21 protein-coding genes and 1 rRNA gene are annotated in these 22,548 nt (G+C 39.1%); 12 read left to right on the top strand and 10 right to left on the bottom strand.

Annotation, left to right across the window (positions count from 1 at the left end; translation table 11 throughout):
- The 4 genes from F933_RS11585 to F933_RS11570 form a co-directional block, all read right to left on the bottom strand.
- Positions 1–1,538, bottom strand: a 16S ribosomal RNA gene (locus F933_RS11585).
- Between the two features lie 408 nt (positions 1,539–1,946).
- Positions 1,947–3,005 carry a DUF6670 family protein gene (locus F933_RS11580; protein WP_005061359.1) on the bottom strand — a complete coding sequence of 353 codons (1,059 nt, stop codon included), beginning with the start codon at positions 3,003–3,005 and terminating at the stop codon, positions 1,947–1,949.
- Positions 3,006–3,021: 16 nt separating this feature from the next.
- Positions 3,022–3,855 carry a CDP-diacylglycerol--serine O-phosphatidyltransferase gene (pssA, locus tag F933_RS11575; RefSeq protein ID WP_005061357.1) on the bottom strand — a complete coding sequence of 278 codons (834 nt, stop codon included), beginning with the start codon at positions 3,853–3,855 and terminating at the stop codon, positions 3,022–3,024.
- A 38-nt stretch (positions 3,856–3,893) separates the two neighbouring features.
- Positions 3,894–4,751 (bottom strand): 23S rRNA (adenine(2030)-N(6))-methyltransferase RlmJ, encoded by an 858-nt coding sequence (locus tag F933_RS11570; RefSeq protein ID WP_005061355.1) that lies wholly within the window; start codon positions 4,749–4,751, stop codon positions 3,894–3,896.
- Between the two features lie 117 nt (positions 4,752–4,868).
- On the opposite strand from F933_RS11570, the gene F933_RS11565 reads away from it, so the two are divergent.
- Positions 4,869–5,474 carry a 2OG-Fe(II) oxygenase gene (locus tag F933_RS11565; RefSeq protein ID WP_005061353.1) on the top strand — a complete coding sequence of 202 codons (606 nt, stop codon included), beginning with the start codon at positions 4,869–4,871 and terminating at the stop codon, positions 5,472–5,474.
- 68 nt (positions 5,475–5,542) lie between these two features.
- A complete protein-coding gene (locus tag F933_RS11560; RefSeq protein WP_005061351.1) occupies positions 5,543–6,070 on the top strand; it encodes a hypothetical protein in 528 nt (175 codons plus the stop codon).
- A gap of 26 nt (positions 6,071–6,096) precedes the next feature.
- On the opposite strand, the gene F933_RS11555 is transcribed toward F933_RS11560, so the two are convergent.
- The 4 genes from F933_RS11555 to F933_RS11540 form a co-directional block, all read right to left on the bottom strand.
- On the bottom strand, positions 6,097–6,339 hold the full coding sequence (locus tag F933_RS11555) for a DUF2789 family protein (protein WP_005061345.1): 243 nt from the start codon (positions 6,337–6,339) through the stop codon (positions 6,097–6,099).
- Between the two features lie 156 nt (positions 6,340–6,495).
- Entirely contained in the window at positions 6,496–7,482 is a 987-nt protein-coding gene (locus F933_RS11550) for a malate dehydrogenase (RefSeq protein ID WP_005061343.1), read from the bottom strand.
- 167 nt (positions 7,483–7,649) lie between these two features.
- Positions 7,650–8,318: a ribonuclease T2 family protein gene (locus F933_RS11545; protein WP_171065962.1), complete on the bottom strand. Its 669-nt coding sequence runs from the start codon at positions 8,316–8,318 to the stop codon at positions 7,650–7,652.
- A gap of 45 nt (positions 8,319–8,363) precedes the next feature.
- Entirely contained in the window at positions 8,364–10,277 is a 1,914-nt protein-coding gene (locus F933_RS11540; protein ID WP_171065961.1) for a lytic transglycosylase domain-containing protein, read from the bottom strand.
- 295 nt (positions 10,278–10,572) lie between these two features.
- On the opposite strand from F933_RS11540, the gene miaB reads away from it, so the two are divergent.
- The 4 genes from miaB to F933_RS11520 are packed head-to-tail and all read left to right on the top strand — an operon-like array spanning position 10,573 to position 13,993.
- Complete coding sequence (miaB, locus tag F933_RS11535) at positions 10,573–12,024, top strand: tRNA (N6-isopentenyl adenosine(37)-C2)-methylthiotransferase MiaB (protein WP_005061336.1); 1,452 nt, start codon at positions 10,573–10,575, stop codon at positions 12,022–12,024.
- Between the two features lie 39 nt (positions 12,025–12,063).
- Entirely contained in the window at positions 12,064–13,146 is a 1,083-nt protein-coding gene (locus tag F933_RS11530) for a PhoH family protein (RefSeq protein WP_034710810.1), read from the top strand.
- Positions 13,147–13,196: 50 nt separating this feature from the next.
- Positions 13,197–13,682, top strand: coding sequence for an rRNA maturation RNase YbeY (gene ybeY / locus F933_RS11525; RefSeq protein WP_005061330.1), 486 nt, complete (start codon positions 13,197–13,199; stop codon positions 13,680–13,682).
- 11 nt (positions 13,683–13,693) lie between these two features.
- Positions 13,694–13,993, top strand: a complete 300-nt coding sequence (locus tag F933_RS11520) for an antibiotic biosynthesis monooxygenase family protein (RefSeq protein WP_005061329.1) — start codon at positions 13,694–13,696, stop codon at positions 13,991–13,993.
- A 68-nt stretch (positions 13,994–14,061) separates the two neighbouring features.
- Here the strand turns inward: F933_RS11520 and F933_RS11515 are convergent, their stop codons facing one another.
- Together F933_RS11515 and F933_RS11510 are read right to left on the bottom strand one after the other, a co-directional pair.
- Positions 14,062–16,224 (bottom strand): TonB-dependent siderophore receptor, encoded by a 2,163-nt coding sequence (locus F933_RS11515; RefSeq protein WP_005061327.1) that lies wholly within the window; start codon positions 16,222–16,224, stop codon positions 14,062–14,064.
- Between the two features lie 279 nt (positions 16,225–16,503).
- Positions 16,504–17,391, bottom strand: coding sequence for an energy transducer TonB (locus F933_RS11510; protein WP_034710806.1), 888 nt, complete (start codon positions 17,389–17,391; stop codon positions 16,504–16,506).
- Between the two features lie 270 nt (positions 17,392–17,661).
- Between F933_RS11510 and F933_RS11505 the strand changes: the two genes are divergently transcribed.
- The 6 genes from F933_RS11505 to F933_RS11480 all read left to right on the top strand — a co-directional run bounded on the left by F933_RS11505 (position 17,662) and on the right by F933_RS11480 (position 22,535).
- Complete coding sequence (locus F933_RS11505; protein ID WP_005061324.1) at positions 17,662–18,351, top strand: hypothetical protein; 690 nt, start codon at positions 17,662–17,664, stop codon at positions 18,349–18,351.
- A 203-nt stretch (positions 18,352–18,554) separates the two neighbouring features.
- Complete coding sequence (locus F933_RS11500) at positions 18,555–19,268, top strand: DUF3108 domain-containing protein (protein WP_005061321.1); 714 nt, start codon at positions 18,555–18,557, stop codon at positions 19,266–19,268.
- Positions 19,269–19,356: 88 nt separating this feature from the next.
- The gene (locus F933_RS11495; RefSeq protein WP_005061319.1) at positions 19,357–19,932 is read left to right on the top strand and encodes a xanthine phosphoribosyltransferase; all 576 of its coding nucleotides are present in this window, start codon (positions 19,357–19,359) and stop codon (positions 19,930–19,932) included.
- Between the two features lie 157 nt (positions 19,933–20,089).
- Entirely contained in the window at positions 20,090–20,932 is an 843-nt protein-coding gene (thyA, locus tag F933_RS11490) for a thymidylate synthase (protein WP_005061316.1), read from the top strand.
- A gap of 18 nt (positions 20,933–20,950) precedes the next feature.
- Positions 20,951–21,460 (top strand): dihydrofolate reductase, encoded by a 510-nt coding sequence (locus F933_RS11485; protein WP_005061314.1) that lies wholly within the window; start codon positions 20,951–20,953, stop codon positions 21,458–21,460.
- 19 nt (positions 21,461–21,479) lie between these two features.
- A complete protein-coding gene (locus F933_RS11480) occupies positions 21,480–22,535 on the top strand; it encodes an Lnb N-terminal periplasmic domain-containing protein (protein ID WP_034710997.1) in 1,056 nt (351 codons plus the stop codon).
- Positions 22,536–22,548 lie beyond the last annotated feature (13 nt).

The following is a 22,548-nucleotide window of genomic DNA, read 5'->3' as shown; positions in this document are numbered from 1 at the left end:
TAAGGAGGTGATCCAGCCGCAGGTTCCCCTACGGCTACCTTGTTACGACTTCACCCCAGTCATCGGCCACACCGTGGTAAGCGTCCTCCTTGCGGTTAGACTACCTACTTCTGGTGCAACAAACTCCCATGGTGTGACGGGCGGTGTGTACAAGGCCCGGGAACGTATTCACCGCGGCATTCTGATCCGCGATTACTAGCGATTCCGACTTCATGGAGTCGAGTTGCAGACTCCAATCCGGACTACGATCGGCTTTTTGAGATTAGCATCCTATCGCTAGGTAGCAACCCTTTGTACCGACCATTGTAGCACGTGTGTAGCCCTGGTCGTAAGGGCCATGATGACTTGACGTCGTCCCCGCCTTCCTCCAGTTTGTCACTGGCAGTATCCTTAAAGTTCCCGGCTTAACCCGCTGGCAAATAAGGAAAAGGGTTGCGCTCGTTGCGGGACTTAACCCAACATCTCACGACACGAGCTGACGACAGCCATGCAGCACCTGTATGTAAGTTCCCGAAGGCACCAATCCATCTCTGGAAAGTTCTTACTATGTCAAGACCAGGTAAGGTTCTTCGCGTTGCATCGAATTAAACCACATGCTCCACCGCTTGTGCGGGCCCCCGTCAATTCATTTGAGTTTTAGTCTTGCGACCGTACTCCCCAGGCGGTCTACTTATCGCGTTAGCTGCGCCACTAAAGCCTCAAAGGCCCCAACGGCTAGTAGACATCGTTTACGGCATGGACTACCAGGGTATCTAATCCTGTTTGCTCCCCATGCTTTCGTACCTCAGCGTCAGTATTAGGCCAGATGGCTGCCTTCGCCATCGGTATTCCTCCAGATCTCTACGCATTTCACCGCTACACCTGGAATTCTACCATCCTCTCCCATACTCTAGCTGACCAGTATCGAATGCAATTCCTAAGTTAAGCTCAGGGATTTCACATCCGACTTAATCAGCCGCCTACGCACGCTTTACGCCCAGTAAATCCGATTAACGCTCGCACCCTCTGTATTACCGCGGCTGCTGGCACAGAGTTAGCCGGTGCTTATTCTGCGAGTAACGTCCACTATCCAGTAGTATTAATACTAGTAGCCTCCTCCTCGCTTAAAGTGCTTTACAACCAAAAGGCCTTCTTCACACACGCGGCATGGCTGGATCAGGGTTCCCCCCATTGTCCAATATTCCCCACTGCTGCCTCCCGTAGGAGTCTGGGCCGTGTCTCAGTCCCAGTGTGGCGGATCATCCTCTCAGACCCGCTACAGATCGTCGCCTTGGTAGGCCTTTACCCCACCAACTAGCTAATCCGACTTAGGCTCATCTATTAGCGCAAGGCCCGAAGGTCCCCTGCTTTCTCCCGTAGGACGTATGCGGTATTAGCATTCCTTTCGGAATGTTGTCCCCCACTAATAGGCAGATTCCTAAGCATTACTCACCCGTCCGCCGCTAGGTTAGGTAGCAAGCTACCTTTCCCCGCTCGACTTGCATGTGTTAAGCCTGCCGCCAGCGTTCAATCTGAGCCATGATCAAACTCTTCAGTTTATAATCATTAGTAGCTTATGGCTACAAATCTTGGCTCATCAATTTTCTGACTTTAATTTCTCAAATAAACTTCGAGTAATTTCTACCATCTAATCAATGAAATATTTTCGATCGATTAACCAGTAAAAATCCACACAAGTTGTTCTTCTATTCTCTTAATGATCTTCTCAATGATTCGTCATCATCAAGCTAGGTCGGCTATATTACTCTGAATTTCTTCAAAGTCAACAGGTAATTTAGATATTTATCAAACTTATCAACCAATCCAAGAATCCAACCTTTCTAGCCAAATCCTTGTTTCTCAACAAGTTTTTATCTGCATCACCGCCGATGGATGTGCATTCTACAGCATTTCAGGTCAGGCGCAAGCACTTTTCTCAATTTCTTTTAACTTATTAATCCAAGTGTTTATTTTTTACACAAATAAGGCTGAAAATGTGCGATTCGATCTATTATTTGTTCAGTTTTATTTTTTTCTTGCAAGTGTAATGGGCGACAATCAATGTATTCGCAATATCCCGTGCCTTGGTAATCTTGATTATTCCAAATCAATTCATAATTAAAACTACCAACATAACCCGCTCCCAAACCAAACTTATAATCCCCACGACTCTGCGCTTTGAGATGAAAGATTATTTCGTTATTTTCTTGATACTGCCAAATAAACTCTCTAGCCAAGTACATTTCACGAGCATTCGGGGTATGTACCTTTGGATAAACTCGAGTTATGTCTAAAACGACGTTCTGACTATAAAGCGTCGATTCTTTTTTATTCGACTGAATTTCAATCCTCGAAAAAATGATGTTATTCCATTGATTTCTCAGTTCAGACAAGATGATCTGAATGTCTGCACTAACCTGAATAATTTGATAGGTAAAAAAATGAAACGCGATAAAAGGTAAATAGATGGCTCTGGCATGTTTTAAAATACCTTGCGCTTCGATTTGATATTTTTGTTTTTTATAAATGATTTCGCCTTCGCACTGGCAGCGTACATACCAATAATCCCCAACCCCCCATTGTAAGGCCGAATGATTTTCAATTTCAGTACTGATATTCACTTTGAGCTGACAACTCAACTCTTCATCTATCCGATAAAAATGATAGTTAGGAAAATCAACTTTTATCTGATCTATTTCTGAAAATTGATAATGATCTTGTTCTAACTGACACTGCTCTTTGGCACTATAACTTTTGAGATGTCCAACAGTTGAAACGCTACTGCCAACTAGAACAGTCGCAGTATCAATGGCGGTTGTCTGAATTGCACTCGGGTTATAGCAAATCGGAATACGAGGCTGACCAATTAAGCTAATGAAATTTAAAAAATGAAAGGGTTCTGGCAAATTCGGTAGAATCAGCGCTTGATAAACAATTTTAAATAAACCTTTAGGCGGATGAAAAGTTAAAGCGTCTGACTTATTGAGGTTCAGCTGCTTTAATTGATTATTAGTGATCAATGGCATACTGAACCTCCATATTTTAAGTTGTTATTTTTGAATCATTCTTTTTCGCAAATAATGTCGTTACGAATCCTGAGAGCACGTAAATAATACATACGATCAAAATCCCTACAGGAATGTTGTACGTGATTGCAGCAAAAATCAAGACCACAGGCAGCATCACAACAAAAGGTACACGTTTACGGTCCATTTGTTTGAATGAATAGTATTTGATATTTGAAATCATCAACAATCCAACGCCTACCATAACAATAGAGTTAACACCTTGAATCACAATGTCTTTTAAATCAAATATAAAAGGATAGTCTCTTCCAACCCAAACAAGTGAAATCACTGTAACCGCAGCAAGCGGGCTTGCAATCCCAATAAAGTAGCGTTTATCTACAATACCGATCTGCACATTAAAACGAGCTAAACGAAACGCGGCACAAGCTGTATAAATGAAGCAACAAGCTAAACCAATACGCCCAAGATCATGCAAACTCCAGCTATACATCAAAATAGCTGGAGCGACACCGAATGCTAATAAGTCTGAAAGTGAGTCATATTGCTCACCAAAGGCACTTTGTGCACCAATCGCACGCGCAACTCGACCATCTAAACCATCAAGTAATGCCGCCAAGAAAATGGCATAAATCGCTTGATTAAAGTTACCATTCATACTGGCAATAATTGAATAAAAACCAGAGAGTAATGCTGCTGTGGTAATTAAATTAGGCCATAAGTAAATACCACGGCGTTTCACTTTTTGACCTTCGTGCGTATGCTCTTCTTCTTCTACTTCAAACGTAATTCCATCAAAAGAATGATCATCTTTATTTAAATCAGCATCAGGTTTAAGAGAATTTGTCATTATTTTCAATTCCTCGAGAATATTTTGACGTTGATGGGTTATTCACCCACCAACCAACGCACCGCTGCATGACCACCATTTTCACTCATGCGTAAATGAGGGAAAAGCCATTGTAAGGCTTGATCAGCATCTTCTGAAAATTTCCAAGGTGGGTTAATCACAAGTAAACCACAACCATTTAATCCAACTGGAGTATCATCTGGCCATACGCAAATTTCACAAATCAGCTGACGGCGAATACCCGTTTTAAACATTTTCTTTTCAAACCGTTCAATCATGGCACGGTCTTTAATTGGGTACCAAACTGCAAATACGCCTGTTGGCCATTTTTTATGTGCATCTTGCAGTATTTCAACCAATTGCGGGAAATCTTTACGCTCGATTTCGTAAGGTGGGTCAATCATGACCAATCCGCGTTTTTCTTTCGGCGGAATGACACCCATTAAGCCTTCATAAAAATCACGCTCATGTAGACCCGCACGTTTATCACGAATATTTAAATACAATTGCTGAAATACATCACGCTGCATTTCAAAAATAGTTGCTTTATCAATATCACGCATACCCTCAAGTGCAAACCAAGGTGAACCTGGATAAGCCCCTTTACCAGAACCTACGCGCATATCTTCAACAATTTTAAGATATTGTTTTACACCTTCAGGCGCATTACGCTTAATCGAATCGTCAAGCTTGACCAAACGATGGATACCCGTTAAGAATTCACCTGATTTTTGTGCTTCAGACCTAGATAAATCATATTTACCTGCACCACCATGGGTATCGATATATCGATAAGGTTTATCTTTAGCATTTAAACGAGCGAGCAGTTGAAGTAAAAGTACATGCTTCATAACATCGGCAAAGTTACCCGCATGGAAATGGTGACGGTAATTCATGTTGACAATTATTCCTCAATTCAACCGATAGTTTAACATGAAAGAAAAAAGTATTCTTTAGCGTTGATGTGATCGTCTAAAATTGCAATGTAATTAAACGAATATCATAGGAGCTTTATGCAATCCTCTTCCATTACTACATCTTGGAATATAGATAAAATCTTAGATGATTTAAATGAATCAGGGTTTGCTCTGATTGATCATCTATATTCATCTGAATATATCTCTGCGCTAGTGCAAGAATGTAGTTCTCATTTAGAACAGTTTCGAGCAGCAGGTGTACAGAATGGTGTAGTCAGCCACATTCGTAGTGATCATATTTTATGGATTGATGGTCAACTGCCTGTTGCTCAACAACATATTCAATTTTTACAAGATTTATCTCAAATTCTAAATCAAGCTTTTTATCTCGGCATTAAAGAAGTTGAGGCTCATTTCGCTTGCTATCAAGCGGGAGAGTTTTATGCATTACATCGAGATAATGCTCAGAAAAAAAATGATCGTATGATTTCAACTGTTTTTTATTTGCATGAGAATTGGCAAGAAGAGTTTGGTGGACAATTACGCCTACAGGATAAAAATGAACATTGGCATATTATTGAACCCTTACCAAATCGACTGGCTATTTTCCAAAGTGATTTGTTACATGAAGTGCTACTTTCAAATCATCAACGTCTATCGATTACAGCTTGGCTGCGTAGTAGCGATTCTATTTGGAAATAGCTTTAACCCTTTAAATTACTAAAAATAGCCCTATATAACACCAACAACTGAAGATTTTGGATCAATACATGTCGAATCAAACCAAACAAGTGATTGCTCGAATTGGTGAAACTGACCAACTTTTTATAGAGAGTAACTCACCTGAGCTTGCTTTAGAGCGCGCTGATTTGCGTTTACAGTTGGTTGTATTGAGCCATTTACGCCAAGAACAATTACATTTTTTACAAGAAGCAATTGTTTTATTAGAACAGGCGCGAGTTGAATATGAAGAAATGCCTTTAAGTCTGTATTTAAATCTGTCTTTATGCCTTGCAAAAGCGTATATGATTTATTTCGAATTGACCAAGGAGCAACGGTTTGCCTTAATTACCCAGCAAATTCTTAAACCTTTGGCGTATACCGAACACTTAGAGATTTATTTCTTCTTGGCTTACGCTTCAGCTGCTAAACAAGAACAGGCATTAACACGGCATTGGCTAACGAAATACCTATCTTGCTTAGATCACGACTTAGAGTTGTTACACGCGCACCCTGCTTTTACTCAAGCACGTCAACAAGAATGGTTCAAAATACTAATTAAAAATAAAGCTCACTAATGCGAGCTTTATTTTTAATATTAAAATCAGTTCGTGCTATCTATATGTAATTGCTGATTCAACTCATCAATCACAATCGCCCATTCATCATCTTTTTCCCAATGACTTTTTAGAAAATCACGCTGACCTGCACTCCAAAACTCAGCTTCATGTAATTTTTGATCAGCACTGAGTTGATGGTTTTTCACAAATGTTTCAATAGCTGCCTCATCCGCTCCAAGTCCTAGTTGTTCGAATAACAGTTCTAGTGTCGGTTGTTGTTCAAACATCTTATTCTCCTATACTTTCTTATATCCAAATAATCTAACAATTAAAATGATCTAGTTGCAGATGTATGTCTATATTTTCTTGTTGTTTTTTGTGTGTACTCAGCATAAAAAAAGCACCTTATAAAAGGTGCTTTTTCAATCTATCAAAAAGATAAATTATTTAACCATGTCAGCAATCGCGGCACGCTCTTCTTCTAGCTCATTAAGAGTGAAGTTGATACGCTCACGGCTGAATTCGTCGATTTCAAGACCTTGAACGATTTTGTATTCACCGTTTTCAGTCGTTACAGGGAAACCGAACATTACGCCTTCAGGAATACCATAAGAACCGTCAGAAGGAATACCCATTGTTACCCATTTGCCGTTTGTGCCAAGAGCCCAATCACGCATATGGTCGATTGCAGCATTTGCAGCAGAAGCAGCAGAAGACAAACCACGTGCTTCGATAATCGCAGCACCACGTTTACCAACAGTTGGAAGGAATACATCTTTATTCCATTCTGCATCGTTGATTTTGTCTTTTAAGCTTACGCCATTTGCTTTAGCAAAACGGTAGTCAGCATACATTGTTGGAGAGTGGTTACCCCAAACTGTCATATCTTCGATGTCAGAAACTGCAACACCTGCTTTTTGAGCAAGTTGAGTTAATGCACGATTGTGATCAAGACGTAACATTGCTGTAAAGTTTTTCGCTGGAAGATCTGGAGCAGATTTCATTGCGATATAAGCATTTGTATTTGCAGGGTTACCTACAACCAATACTTTAACATCACGGCTTGCAACTTCGTTAAGTGCTTGGCCTTGACCAATGAAGATCTCGCCATTCACTTTTAACAAGTCAGCACGTTCCATACCAGGACCACGTGGACGTGAACCAACTAATAAAGCATAGTCAGCATCTTTAAATGCAACTTTAGGATCATCAGTCCCGATCATGCCTGCCAATAATGGGAAAGCACAGTCATCAAGTTCCATCATTACGCCTTTAAGCGCTTGTTGAGCTTTCTCAAAAGGAACTTCAAGCAATTGTAAAATGACTGGTTGATCTTTACCTAACATTTCACCGCTTGCGATACGGAATAATAAGCTATAACCAATTTGACCAGCAGCGCCTGTAACGGCAACACGAACGGGTTGCTTCATGTGATATTCTCCAATGAGATGCGTTTGCACAATTGAACGCTATTATGGTTCAACTGAATTATCATAAACGGCAAAGATTGTACTCTAATGCGAACTCAGATGCATGTAAAAGAGAATGGATTTCAACAAAAGTCTGATAGAAAATACAAATTAAGCCAGAAAAAAGCTTAATAACTACCTTTAATTGTAAATTCATTCGGGCATCCTGAAACAATATGACTTGCACATTGTTTGTACTGACCATTCTTTTGATAACACACTCGAATTTCAGTCAGAAATGAATCAAATCGTGAAGATTGGCAAGTAAAACGGATACCATTTGGCGGTAATGTTCGGTTGAGCTTGGTAAATTGCTGTCTAAGGTTTTCTTTTTGAACTTCAATCGTGTTTGGACTGGTCAAATCAGCAGGAACTTTTAATCTTTCTGCAAAATTGATAATCGTTCTAAAATATTGACTGGCATTCATTGGTACACAACCACCAACATTTTGCCAAAGTTGTACCCTTGCATTTTCATCAGGCATGATACGAGCCACGACTTTTGCCTGTAACGGTGTAAGTTTTGCAGAAGTCCGAGTTTCACAATCACGCCCAACAGGAACTTCAGGCAATAAACTTGAAATTGTTAAAGAATAACCCTCTAAACATTTTCTTTGCTTTTGTCTTGATGAGTCAAAAGCGCAGGCCGCAGGCGTCATTTGTACATGCATCACATAGCCTGAAATATCAGCATTATCAGCCGCGTATAATGGTGCACTAAATGATATGAATAGATAGCAAATTAATGCCTTCATTATTCTCATCATTTGCCCCTTGCGTAAATTGATTGACTTCATCAAATATAAAAAATTCATTACTTCACATTAAACATCGTTGTGCCTTTAAGGTTGATTCAGCACAGGAATCGTACTCATCCTTTTCTCTAAAGATTGAGCACCCTGCCCTAATACAACACCATAATGTGTGGCATTGGTCATGACATGTTTGACGTAGTCACGTGTTTCTAATAATGGGATGGTTTCAGTATATTGATCAGCGCTGATCACTTGTGAGTCAGATTGCCATCGACGAGCCCGATTTGGTCCCGCATTGTAGCCAGCAGTCGCTAGCACAGCATTGCCGCTGAGTTGGCTCTGAATCATTGATAAATAATAAGTACCATAACGAATATTCGTATTCATCTCGCTCAATGCTGCTGGGTTATAAGTTTCACCCATTTGACGTGCAATCAATTTTGCTGTGTTTGGCATAATCTGCATTAAGCCACCTGCACCTACATGAGAACGTGCTGAAGTGACAAAACGACTCTCTTGGCGCATTAAGCCATATGCCCAAGCAGGATCAATCCCCGCATTATAGCTATGACTAGTTACGTTACTGCGATGCGGTGTTGCATAACGATATGTATCATTATGACGAGATGTTGTGCGATCAGCAGCATAAATAGCACGATCATACCAACCCATATCATGCGCACGTTTAGCCGCAGCTAAAATTAATCCATCATCTTTTTGCAAATACGCTTGGCGAACTGCCCAGTTCCATTCACGATTGGTGTAATTCGCGGGTGCGTTTACATCTCTTAATGCAAATGCGCGTCTAAAATGAATATTTTGACTCAGACGCTGAGCATCTTGCGCGCTTGGCTGCTCATTATAAGGTTGATGATTGTAACGCTCACCTATACGATCTTTCGCAAGTAGGTTGTGATAGTCATCACCGGATTGAGCTAATTTACGATAAATTTGTTGAGCAGCTTGTTTTGACTCTTTATCAGAACGCTGCTCAGATGCACGCGCAAGCCAATATTGCCAACGATCCTCTTGCTTTTGCGAAACTGACATCGCATCAATCGCACGAATCAAACTTTCCCATGCACCAAATCGAATCGCTTGGCGTGCATAAATTTCCGCTTCTTCAGGACTAAATGGATAACCATAACTTTGATCATAAGCATTTAATACTTGTCGATTAAAGCCATTTTTCATGACGGTCGTACCGCCAATATAGCCAATCGTACGATATAAATATTTTTGTACTGCGGGCGGTGTATCTTGAGCCACACGCTGAATATTACCTGAAGCATTGGTTAAATCACTGTCAGCAACTCGCCCTAAAGCAAAAATCAAATAGGCATAATCAGCATCATTTGATTTAGGCGCACTCCACAAATACCCTAAAGGATTTGCTTGAATTTGATTAAACTGAGCCAAAGAAAGATTTAATCCAATCGTCTGTGCTGTAGCAATAGCTTGTCCTGACTGACCTGCGCGTAATTGTCCCCATAACCGTTGTTGACGATCTTGTGCAGTCATTAACGGACTAGAAAGCATTAACCGTCCTAAACCATTACATGCTTCGGGCTGAGAGCCAGTAGCTAACCAAATATCTTTATATTCCGCATAGACTAAACTATCACCTGTTTGTGCTCTCACTTGAGCAACCGCACAGCTTTCATCTTGGTCAGGATTTGTCACATAACTTAAAACAGGTTTTGCTTCACTATAATTTGCTTGTTTTACTTTTTCTTCGACGTAATCGGCAGCTAATTTTTCAGCCATAGCAGATTGAGGATAGCGTTGGGCAAAACTAATAATTGAGCTAGCAGGCTGAAATCCAAGATTAGTATTCAATTTCCAATATTCAGGATAGTAACCCAATGCATCGTTTTGCATATCAAACTGATACTGATCGAGCAAAGCAGTATTGCCAGAATTTGCAGCACGTAAAGCATCATTAAATTGCTCATCTAAAGCATATACAGATGAACAAACAATCATTCCACCTACCGCCATAATTTGGCGGAAGTTTTTCTTGTTATTGAATTTATTGCTTACTGTCATTATAAAATCATGCTGCTTATTCATCTTCATCAATACATTTGCCCAATTTTGCCCTGCCGTCATAGTTTAATAAGTCTGGCTTCCTACAATTGTTGTGTTATGTAACTTGCTGATTCATATTCATTAAAATTCACGTAATTTTATCCACAAAGTGTCCATTTTTGTCACTTTTTTATTCTCTGCGTTCTATTAAAAATGCTGTTATAATTCGCGGTTTGTTGATACCCACCTCGTTTTAGGAGCCTGCATGACGGTTCAAACATTCATTCCCAGTGCTATAAAAGCTGCTGCAGAAAACACTGTTACCCAGCCAATGCACACCACTGATGTTTCAATTAAGAAATTATATATTGAAACGCAAGGGTGTCAGATGAATGAGTATGACAGTCATCGTATGGCAGACTTATTAGGTGATTCACATGGTTATGTGCTCACTGACAATCCAAATGATGCAGATATTCTACTGATGAATACCTGCTCGATTCGTGAAAAAGCACAAGAAAAAGTTTTCAGTGGTTTAGGTCGTTGGCGCAAACTGAAAGAACAAAATCCTGATTTAGTCATTGGTGTCGGTGGCTGTGTTGCATCTCAAGAAGGTGACAACATCCAAAAACGTGCACCTTATGTAGACATGGTTTTTGGTCCACAAACTTTGCACCGTTTGCCGCAGATGTTAGATCAGCACCAAGCACAAATTGAAAAACCAAAGAAAGAAAAAATCAAATTGGTTGATATTTCTTTCCCAGATATCGAAAAATTCGACTTTTTGCCTGAACCACGTGTAGAAGGTTTTAAAGCATTTGTTTCGATTATGGAAGGCTGCTCTAAATACTGTTCATTTTGCGTCGTGCCGTATACACGCGGTGAAGAGGTTTCTCGTCCACTGGATGATGTTCTCGCTGAAATTGCAGGCTTAGCCGAAAAAGGTGTTCGTGAAATCAGTTTGCTTGGTCAAAACGTCAACGGCTATCGCGGTGAAACCTTTGAAGGTGAAATTTGCACCTTCCCTGAATTACTTCGCTTAGTTGCAGAAATCCCTGGAATTGGACGTTTACGTTATACCACCTCTCACCCGCTTGAGTTTTCTGATGAATTAATTCAATGCTATCGTGATTTACCACAAATGGTTTCACATTTACATTTACCAGTACAAAGTGGTTCAAACGATGTGCTTCAAGCAATGAAGCGTAATCACACCATTGATGTGTATATCGATAAAATTGCCAAGCTTCGTAAAGTCCGTCCAGATATGCACTTATCGAGCGATTTTATTATCGGTTTCCCTGGTGAAACAGATGAGCATTTTGCTGAAACTTTACAATTCATTAAAGATTTAGATTTTGATCATTCTTATAGTTTTGTTTATTCAAAACGCCCAGGAACACCTGCTTCGGATTTACCCGATAGCACACCTGAGCAAGTAAAAAAAGATCGCCTAGCGCAAGTCCAACAAGTGATTAAGCAATCAAGCATTGATAAAACGGATGCCATGCTCGGTAAAATTGAGCGTGTTTTGATTGAAAAAGTGTCAGATAAGGATCCAAATGTTTTAATCGGAACTGCTGACAATACACGTTTAGTTACCTTTGTCGGTGACGCAGCGTGGATCGGGCGTTTCGCGGAGATTGAGATCACTGAAATCAAAACTTTAAATTTAGTTTATGGTGAACTCTTGAATCTTGAACCTGACGTAGCGTAATGTAAGGGTATTCCTACAAAGCAACAAAAAGGGTTTCTCTTGACTGCAGCGATTCGACGTACAGTAACGTTTCCTGAGATTTCAATGGAACGTTTAAAAAGCATGCTCGGTGCGTATAACGGGCATTTAAAACAAATCGAACAACGTTTAGATGTCAAAATTACTCACCGAGGCGATGCCTTTTATTTAGATGGTGATCTAGAAGCGGTCGAAAGAGCCGAAGCACTATTGCAACGGCTCTTTCAAGAATCAGAAATGTCCACACAAATCAGTGCAGATTTATTACATCTCCTGATCCAATCCTCACAAACTGATCGCAATTTTGAATTGGTCAGTGAGAAACTTGATGAATATGATGCACCTATGGATGTCTATTTTCAGACTCGTAAAGGTCGTATCAATCCTCGTGGTGCCAACCAAAAACGTTATGTACAACGCATCTTACAAAGTGATATTTCTTTCGGTGTAGGACCTGCGGGTACAGGTAAGACCTACTTAGCAGTTGCCGCAGCGGTTGATATGCTTGAACGTAACGAAATTCAAAGAATTTTACTGGTGCGTCCAGCCGTTGAAGCAGGCGAAAAATTAGGTTTTTTACCAGGTGATCTGACTCAGAAAATCGACCCTTATTTACGCCCACTTTACGATGCACTCTATGAAATGCTGGGCTTTGAAAAAGTAGCAAAACTGATTGAGCGTCAAGTGATTGAAGTCGCTCCGCTTGCCTATATGCGTGGACGCACCCTTAACCATTCTTTCGTGATTTTAGATGAAGCGCAAAATACCACACCTGAACAAATGAAAATGTTCCTGACGCGTTTAGGTTTTGGTTCACGTGCTGTTATTACCGGTGATGTAACACAAGTTGACTTACCTCGTGGGCAACAATCTGGCTTAGCGCAGGCACTACGTGTACTTGAAAATGTACATGAAATTCATATTACTCATTTCCACTCTCGAGATGTGGTACGTCACCAATTAGTGCAAAAAATTGTTGAAGCTTATGAAGGTTGGGATAACGAGCAACAACGTTTATCTGCTGAAGCTCGAGCTGAACGCAAAGCAAAACAAGAAGCATTGATTGCAGAAAATGACTCTGCTGCGGATGCGCAACACTCTTAAAGTAACTTCCAATCCCCCTTTTATAAGGGGGATGATTTTAAGGATCTATTTTGAAAATCAATTTAAGTCTTCAACAAGACTTTCAAGCTGCTGAATTACCACTTAAACGTGGTCAAATCAAAAAAAATATCGAAACTGCACTACGTCATGTCGGTTTTGACTTCGATTGTGAAATTGGTATTGCATGCGTTGATATTGCAGAAAGCAATGAACTGAATTTGCAATACCGCGAGAAAGACAAACCCACCAATGTATTGTCTTTTCCGAGTGATATTCCTGAAGAAATGCTCAGCTTACTCGATGCAGAGCCTCTAGGAGACTTGGTGATTTGTATTCCTGTCGTTTTACAAGAAGCGGAAGAACAACAAAAGATACCAAACGATCATTTCACCCATTTACTGGTTCACGGCGTTCTACATTTGCTTGGTTACGACCATGAAACGAATGAAGTCGAAGCTGAAGAAATGGAGGCTTTGGAAATTGAGATTCTAAAAAAACTGGGTATCGCCAATCCTTATCAAGCTGATGAAAGTTAAACTTAAACCTTATGTATATTGTTATTTTTAAAGCCACAATCAAGCAACTCGATGCAACTTATTCAGAAATTGCGCAAAATCTGAGAAATAAAGCGTTGAGCCAATTTAACTGTATTAAGTTTGAAGCATGTAGTGAAAATGGTTTTGAAATTGCTCTGTCTTATTGGCATAGCCTTGAAGATATTAAGCTTTGGCAGCAAGATGCTGAGCACTTAGCCGCTCAGCGTTTAGGTAAAGAAAAATGGTATCAAGATTTCAGTGTGGAAATCTGCACAGTTGAACGTGCTTATTCGAGTCAAAATAACATGTGAATAAGTGCAAACTTATCCACACCTTAAATAGAAAACGGCTGAATTCAGCCGTTTTCTATTTCCCATTTTTAGAATTGATAACGTAGAGTTAATGTTGCATTACGTGGCGTGCCTTGAGTGATCTGTCCATATGCAGGGAATACACCGTAATATCCCTCATCAAATACATTATTGATGTTTAATTGAGCTGAGAAGTCTTTATTAATTTTATATTTTGCCATTAAATTAACCAAAGCATAAGAACCTTGCTCAATTTTAGGATTTGCCCCCAATGGTGCATTGCTTGCGAGTACATAAGTGTCGCTTTGCCAATTTACTCCACCACCAATACTCACGGCATCCCAATGACCTGGAAGCTGATAGGTTGTATATGTCTGAATCGATTTACGAGGAAGTTGAGTATTGATATCAACATCATTGGCATCTGTTGCTTTATATTGGCTATAACCCGCAGTAATATTCCAATTTGGCGTGATCTGACCAGCGACTTCAAGTTCAAAACCTTGGCTTTCAGCACCTTTCGCAGCTCTATAATAAACCTCTTTCGTTCCATTTCGATCTATCAAACCAGCTTCTTGTGCAAGATTATCTTGTTTAATATTAAAAAGTGCTAAAGATCCATTTAAGCGATTATCAAACCAAGATGATTTAAAACCAATTTCTGTACTATTTCCTTCAATTGGATCTAAATAGTTGTTATTAAAATCTCTTGCATCCTGTGGCTGAAAAATACTGGTATAGCTTACATATGTAGAATAATTGGAATTGATGTCATACACCAATCCTGCATAAGGAATAAATTCATGTTCATATTTAATCTTAGGGGCTGTTGAACCTAAATCCTTTTCATAATCAGTTACTCGACCACCAACAATTAACTTCAGTGGATCAAGTAAAGAAAACTGTGTAGCTGCAAAAATTGCATTTTGTTTAACTTTATAACTTTCCGAAGGACTCCAGTTACTCCATACAGGCTCTGGCAGAGAAGTATTCCAATCATAAATGCTTCCAGGTGTTTGCGTTGTACCAGATCGCCCCAAAGCCTCGAAATCTTGATTTGAGTATTGATATCCTGCGACAACTTTATGATTTCGACCAAACAAATTGAACTTACCATCTAATTGTAACGTAGCATTATCTTGATCAACATTCACTTTATATGAACCAGCAAAACCAGATAGCCCTAAGCCTGTTGTTTTATCAGGATTTCCAGAAACATAAAATAGTTTTGAATCTGCCTCTCTTTTGCCATGTGCATAAGACAATTTGACATTCCAGTCCTCGTTAATCTTGTGCGTTAAATCAGTAAACCAATTGGTATATTTAACATTCCAGCGTGTCCAATCTTGAGTTGTTGTTGTACCTTTTTTAAGATTTGTCCGTGTACCATCACTAAAGAAAACTGGTAAACCACCCCACATCGGACCACGCGGATCATCTTCTTGATAGCTCACACCTGTTGACACTAATGTTGAGTCGGTTAAATCAGCCTCAGCCGTGAGCATTACGGTCAAACGCTCTTTACTCAACAAATCCGTAAAACTATCGCCTTGTTCATATTGCGCCACAGCCCGTCCACGTAAAGAACCAGACTCATTTAAACTATTCGCAATATCGCCCATCACACGATAATTGTTCCAACTTCCTCCGCTAACCTCAATATTAGCGGCAGGCACTTTGCTTATCGCACGCTTACGAACCATATTGATTGCTGCAGAAGGATTTCCTGTTCCTGTTGTTAGACCTGTTGCACCTCGTACAATATCAATATGATCATAAATTGCTGTACTTGCGAAAATTTCTCCAGAAGACCACGGTAAAGTATAAGATGTTGGAATTCCATCAATAATATAATTATCAATAACAAAGCCGCGTGAATACAATCCACCACGATTCGTTTCATAACGATTTACAGTCAATCCCGTTACGTTTTCAGCAACCTCAACTAATGTCGTTAATCCTTGATCTTGTATTCGTTGCTGTGTAACTACAGAGACAGATTGAGGAATTTCTTTTAATGCAAGATTTAAAGGTAAAGCGGTAGAAGCTGTTTCTGCTGTATAAGAATCAGTGGATTTTACACTTTCAGCTTTTACTACAATCGTCGGTAATTTTGCATTTTCATTACTGTTATCACCTTCTGCAAAAGCCAATGAAGGTAATAAGATGGCAGCCATTGCCAATACAAGCGGGTGTGCTTTAAATACATTTAAAGATGGATTTTGATGCATGAAATATGTCCTTATTGCAAGGGGGCGGCTTTGAAAACATGCACCTCATTCCCCCGAAAAATTTTAAGAAGGGTGCATTGATTTCCAAAAGGAGATTTAATAAAAAAGATATAGCAAATGATAATCGTTTTTATTAGCAATTCAAGTTTTGTTGAGTTAATTTAATCTATTGTTTTCTTTATTTAAAATTAATAATCTCCATAAAACAAAAATCAAATAATTGTTTTTTAATATTTTTTAAATTATTTTTAATTTTCTTGGATTATGAAGCACACTGTATTAATGCACTTCAAATTCTGCATCTACTGGATCAAAGCGCCATGTCCGAATAATGCGTAATTCTGAAATATCTTTTTTCATAGTGGCATCAAATGTTCCAAATGGCGCACCGCGACGAACCGATGCTTTCGCAGCCTCATCCAAAATGCTATGCCCAGAACTTTCAATTAAACGGATTGCACGAATCCCACCTTGAGCATTTAGAATCACCATTAAACGAACCTCGCCGCTCAAGCGTTGTTGCTTGGCTTCATTCGGATAATAACGATTTCCATACAACTCAACTTTTTGACGGAATTTATCCAAATATGCAGCAGATGCATCTTGTTTAGCTTGAATGCCGTCTACTGTTTTAATGCGCTGTTTACGACTAAAATTTTGTTGTCGTTGTAAATACTGCGCCTCTAAACTCGCAACCATTGCCGCTTTCGCTTGAAATTGACTTTGTAATTCATCTAACGACTTTTTACGCTCACTTTGTTCAGCTTGTTTTTGCCAACTTAAAACGGTCATCAAGACCTTTTCTTCAAACTTTAATTCTCTTTTCTGTTGAATCTTTTCTAAACTTTCAAGTTCAGCTTCGCCGGTCGTAGCATCTGCTTGCATAGGTGAAGGCATATCACTAGACATGCGATGTGCTTCACGGAACTCACCAGAACCTTTTTGATCAGCCTGCGCCAAGAAATCTGCATCTTTAACTTTATCAGAACTAGTCCGAACCGTTACTGCGATTTCTTTGGTTGAGGTATCTGAAGGTGATGGCATTGCAAATTGGATGGTAAGTATTACAAGATGCATGAATATTGCGAAGACAACTGCTCCGACAAAAATTGGATCTTGCCACCAATACTGTAACAGGTGAGAACGAAAATTTATTTTCTTTAGCATAGCTATTAAAGCGACAAAAAATGCCTCATCCCCGACGGTAACACCGTATAAAAAATAGAACCAATATTCAAAAAATTACAAAAATGTGATCCACTTATAGTTACAGTGTTTCCATACCATCATTTTATGAAAATGTAGCAATTAATTTTGCTACACTGCAAGTCAGAAATTTATTTTATTTTTAGTTAATACAAAGATTGTGACATTGCATTTGGGTTTTTATAGCTTTAATGCCCGCTTTAGATCATTTCACTTTCTGGAACAGCTTTTATGCAAACGCTAATTTCATCTGTGGTTAAACGTCTACGTAAAGTTTACCAAAAAGCCGAAGATTTCATCGAAGAAGAAAGAGAGTTTTCACTTTCACAAGTATTTGTGAACGCGACAATGGAGCGTTACGTCACTGAAAATGTAGAAATCATGCAAGATTTACATGCAGATCTTTATGATGGGTGGCTACGTTTGTACACAACCTTAGATGTTAAAGGTTTGCATACAACGCTTTCGGTTGATCTAAAATTGATTCAGATGGAAATGAATCAAAATGTGCAACTCATGGTTTTTGAACAAATTAGTAATACCCAAGTCATTGAGGCAACATTTAAAAATATTTTTCAGAAATGGGGCTTTTATCTCGCTATTTGGTACTATCAAAAATTCCGTGAAGAAGACCCTCTTGGGAAAATCTTAGAACACTTTGAAGTAGTTAAAGTTCAAGATGAATTACTGTATCTCGATTTAAATCGTTGGCTTGGAAAAAAACAGAGCATTATTGACACATTAAGTAAAGTACATGTCAATCGTGCCAGAGTTCGCCCTGCTGAATTAATCGTTTGGGGTAATGTCAATTTAGCGGCAATGTTATCAGCATCTAGCGATGATGATTATGATTATGATGAAGATCTATTAGATGACACAATTGTCACTCCGATCGAGCAAAAAGAAAGAAGTAAAAGGTAAACCTATCTAGCTGAAAAGTGATATGCATAATTATCAAGTCATATCACTTTCAAGGTTACACATCTGCATGATTTATACGAAAAATTAACAACTGCCACGTAAAAAACCTGATCTTTTCTTCATAATCTACAGGCATAATAGCCGTAAATCGTAATGATAAATGAGTGATTCATTGATATAAATCATTCAAAGGATATAGTGTTATGACAAAGAAATTATCGAAAGTGCTTAGTATCGCTACCGTGAGTTCTGCTGCTATTTTAGCGGCAAGCCTATCTAGTCATGCATTAGCGATGGCCCCATTTCAAGCAAGTTATCAATTCAGCTACAATAACAAGAACCTCGGTTCAGCAACACGCACCCTATCTCAACAGGGAAACAATTGGACTTATAAATTTGTTGCAAAAGCGGGTGGTATTGCCTCTGCATCTGAAACAAGCCAATTTAGTTTTGTAGATAACAAAATCACTTCACAGAAATTTAGCCGCAGTAGCAAAATTTTAATCCACAACAACACCATGAATATTAACTTCAATCCAAGCGCGAAAGTAATTAATACTAAAAAAGATGATAAGGCTCGATCATTTGCATGGCAAGCAGGTGCATTGGATGAGTTAAATGCTGAACTACAAATTCGTGAAGATTTAAAAAGTAATTCGCTTAAAACCAAATATTTGATTGCTGATGCAAAGGCATTAGATGATCGTCGCTTTGTCAAACAAGGCACAGAAACAATTAAAACCAATTATGGAACATTCAATACAATCAAAGTGGTTATGCAACATGATAAAGCTGAACGTAACACCGTATTTTGGTTAGCACCTCAACTTGATTACTTGCCAGTCAAAATGGCACATAATGATGGAAAATCATCTTATGGCTTATTATTAACAGGCTATACCGGTAAAACCAACTAACCATCTGGTCAATTTTAGCTTGCATTTTTTTAGATGCTTTTTAAAATATGCCTTTGCTTGAATAAGCATCCGTTTAGAGGATTCTCCCGTGTACGCTTTAGAACAGAAAATCTTAAATGAAGGTATCGTTCTATCTGATCAAGTCTTGAAAGTAGATGCTTTCTTGAATCACCAAATCGATCCAGTATTAATGCAACTGATTGGTAAAGAGTTTGCTGCGCGTTTTAAAGATGCCGGTATTACAAAAATCATTACTATCGAAGCTTCTGGTATCGCACCTGCCATCATGGCAGGTTTAGAACTTGGTGTTCCTGTGATTTTTGCTCGTAAATACCAGTCATTAACCCTAAAAGATGATCTTTACCGTTCTAAAGTGTTCTCTTTCACCAAGCAAACTGAAAGTACCATTGCTATTTCAAACAAACATCTGAGTTCATCGGATAAGGCATTGGTGATTGATGACTTCTTGGCAAATGGTCAAGCTGCATTGGGTCTAATCGATCTTATTCATCAAGCCAATGCTGAAGTTGTTGGCGTAGGTATTGTGATTGAAAAATCATTCCAACCAGGTCGTGATGTATTGATCGAAAAAGGTTATCGCGTGGAGTCATTAGCACGTGTTAAATCTTTAGAAAATGGTAAAGTTACTTTTATTACTGAATAATAATTCCTAAATACAAAAAGCGCTTTAAAGCGCTTTTTGTATTTTTAAAGAATAGAAATATTATAAGCGGGAATAATCAAGTATCATTCCCTATTGAGCAAATCGAACTGATTAACTCGTTCAGCCTGCAAGTTCATAAACGATTTTAGAGACAGTTATGCGTACCTATTTAGACCTTTTACAACATATCCTTGACAATGGCGGCGACAAAGGCGACCGCACTGGCACAGGTACACGTTCAGTATTTGGTCATCAAATGCGCTTTGATCTGGCTCAAGGTTTCCCCCTATTGACTACCAAGAAAGTACACTTTCGTTCGATTGTGATTGAGCTACTTTGGTTCCTCAAAGGCGATACCAACGTTCAATATCTAAAAGATAATAAAGTTTCTATTTGGGATGAATGGGCAACAGCAGAACAAACCGCTCGTTTTGGTCGTCCAGAAGGTGAACTTGGTCCTGTCTATGGTCACCAATGGCGTAACTTTGGCGCGACTCAAAATGAAGATGGTGTTTATCAGCAAAATGGTTTTGACCAGATTCAATGGTTAGTCAACGAAATCAAAACTAATCCAAACTCACGTCGTTTGATTGTCTCTGGCTGGAATCCAAACGAAGCAGGTAAAGTTGCATTACCGCCTTGCCACACATTATTCCAATTTTTTGTTCAAGATAATAAATTGTCTTGCCAGCTTTATCAGCGCAGTGCTGATGTATTTCTAGGCGTACCTTTTAATATTGCAAGCTATGCCCTACTTACACATATGATTGCCCAAGTATGTGGTTTAGGCGTAGGTGATTTTGTTTGGACTGGTGGTGATACCCATTTATATGCCAACCATTTTGAGCAAGCAAAATTACAACTCAGCCGTGAACCATTATCTTTATGTGAGTTAAAACTGAATCCAGAGATTAAAGACATCTTTGATTTTAAATTTGAAGATATTGAAATCGTAGGTTATGAGTCACATCCAGCAATCAAAGCCCCTGTAGCAGTTTAACCTGAGAGAAATAATAAAATGGCATGGCAAGGTGTAGAAGTTGTTCACGTCGTAGCAATGGATAAAAACAACTGTATTGGTAAAGGTAATGCATTACCGTGGCATATCTCTGCTGATTTAAAGCATTTCAAAGCAATCACCCAAGGTGGGGTGGTTATTATGGGACGCAAAACACTCGAATCAATGGGGCGCACACTTCCTAATCGTGTGAATTGGGTCATTACTCGTGACCCATCTTGGCAATTTGAAGGTGTAAAAGTTGCTCACACGATTGAAGATGCTTTGGATAATGCACTTACAGACGTACAACACTCTGAAAAAGCATCTTTATTTATTATTGGTGGTGGAGAGATTTTTACTCAAACGCTGAATATCGCAGATCGTCTTGAACTGACCCATGTTGATCTCGATGTACAAGGTGATGCACATTATCCAAAAATTCCCGCGGAATTTAAAAAAGTAAACTCAGAGCAACAGCATGATGAGAAATCAAATATAGCTTTTGAGTTTGCGACCTACCAAAAATAAAAATGGATCGCAGATGGCTATGCATAATATTGGATCACGAGAGTTTTTTATCGCTTTAGGGATTGGTGTTCTGCATAGCCTGTTTACGTTCTTCATTGTTGTTTCAAGTATTTGGCTATGTTTAGCTTTGTGGATTCAACAACCACTAGGCACGCTCTTTACTCGCATTGTCATTATTCTGTGGTGCTTGTTTGCTTTAAGCTTAATCGGCGTGTACGTGAGTGGACATATTTTTAGTCGACGTGCTGATATTCTGATCTATTGTGCGGCATTTGCTTGCTCATTAATTTGGTATTTTTCCCTAGATGCACGACAAGATCGGGACTGGGATCCTGAAGTTGCCAAACAATTTAGTTATGAGAAAAAAGATAATATCGTTCGCATACATAATGTGCGCAATTTTAACTGGCACCCTGATGGAACTTACGATGTTCATTGGGAGGATCGTACATTTGATCTCAATAAAATTACGGGGATCAATGTCATTGCCTCTTATTGGATGGGACCACAAATTGCCCACACCCTATTAAGTTTTGATTTCTCTGATCAAAAACCACTTGTTTTCTCGATTGAAATTCGCAAAGAAAATGACGAAGAATTTTCAGCAATCGGCGGTTTTTTTCGTAAATATGAACTCAGCCTTATTGCTTCTGATGAAAAAGATATTGTGTATACACGCAGCAATATTCGTCATGAACAAGTTTATTTATTCCCAATTAAAATGCCAGAAGCTGAACGAAAAGCGCTTTTTATTGAATACCTGCATAAAACTGACGAATTACGCACTGAGGCAAAATGGTACAACACACTGACCAGTAACTGCACTACGCTAGTGTTTGATATGGTACAGGCGATTAACCCACAACGCTTACCTAAAGACTATCGCCTATTGGCTTCGGGATATTTACCCAACTATCTATATGATTTAAAAGCTCTTAATCAAAACCATACCATGAAAGAGTGGTATGGTTTAGCCCACATCAATCCTCGTGCTGAGCAATATCAAAAACAACCGAATCAAAGCAGTGAAGCTTTTTCAGAAGCGATTCGAGCTGGATTACCTCAGAGCCAATAGTTTGGATCGCATA

The sequence above is a fragment of the Acinetobacter beijerinckii CIP 110307 genome, from assembly GCF_000369005.1.
Lineage (GTDB): Bacteria > Pseudomonadota > Gammaproteobacteria > Pseudomonadales > Moraxellaceae > Acinetobacter > Acinetobacter beijerinckii.
The sequence above is the reverse complement of the archived record's forward strand: the minus strand, read 5'-3'. Positions and strand labels throughout refer to the sequence as shown.

Coding starts and splice junctions, on each gene's coding strand:
- F933_RS11580 (WP_005061359.1), bottom strand. CDS start 3,005: ATGCCATTGATCACTAATAATCAATTAAAGCAGCTGAACCTCAATAAG.
- F933_RS11545 (WP_171065962.1), bottom strand. CDS start 8,318: ATGAAGTCAATCAATTTACGCAAGGGGCAAATGATGAGAATAATGAAG.
- F933_RS11515 (WP_005061327.1), bottom strand. CDS start 16,224: ATGCATCAAAATCCATCTTTAAATGTATTTAAAGCACACCCGCTTGTA.
- F933_RS11560 (WP_005061351.1), top strand. CDS start 5,543: ATGTCGAATCAAACCAAACAAGTGATTGCTCGAATTGGTGAAACTGAC.
- miaB (WP_005061336.1), top strand. CDS start 10,573: ATGACGGTTCAAACATTCATTCCCAGTGCTATAAAAGCTGCTGCAGAA.
- F933_RS11505 (WP_005061324.1), top strand. CDS start 17,662: ATGCAAACGCTAATTTCATCTGTGGTTAAACGTCTACGTAAAGTTTAC.
- F933_RS11540 (WP_171065961.1), bottom strand. CDS start 10,277: ATGGCGGTAGGTGGAATGATTGTTTGTTCATCTGTATATGCTTTAGAT.
- F933_RS11550 (WP_005061343.1), bottom strand. CDS start 7,482: ATGAAGCAACCCGTTCGTGTTGCCGTTACAGGCGCTGCTGGTCAAATT.
- F933_RS11500 (WP_005061321.1), top strand. CDS start 18,555: ATGACAAAGAAATTATCGAAAGTGCTTAGTATCGCTACCGTGAGTTCT.
- F933_RS11520 (WP_005061329.1), top strand. CDS start 13,694: ATGTATATTGTTATTTTTAAAGCCACAATCAAGCAACTCGATGCAACT.
- F933_RS11570 (WP_005061355.1), bottom strand. CDS start 4,751: ATGAATTACCGTCACCATTTCCATGCGGGTAACTTTGCCGATGTTATG.
- thyA (WP_005061316.1), top strand. CDS start 20,090: ATGCGTACCTATTTAGACCTTTTACAACATATCCTTGACAATGGCGGC.
- F933_RS11555 (WP_005061345.1), bottom strand. CDS start 6,339: ATGTTTGAACAACAACCGACACTAGAACTGTTATTCGAACAACTAGGA.
- F933_RS11565 (WP_005061353.1), top strand. CDS start 4,869: ATGCAATCCTCTTCCATTACTACATCTTGGAATATAGATAAAATCTTA.
- F933_RS11485 (WP_005061314.1), top strand. CDS start 20,951: ATGGCATGGCAAGGTGTAGAAGTTGTTCACGTCGTAGCAATGGATAAA.
- F933_RS11510 (WP_034710806.1), bottom strand. CDS start 17,391: ATGCTAAAGAAAATAAATTTTCGTTCTCACCTGTTACAGTATTGGTGG.
- pssA (WP_005061357.1), bottom strand. CDS start 3,855: ATGACAAATTCTCTTAAACCTGATGCTGATTTAAATAAAGATGATCAT.
- F933_RS11480 (WP_034710997.1), top strand. CDS start 21,480: ATGCATAATATTGGATCACGAGAGTTTTTTATCGCTTTAGGGATTGGT.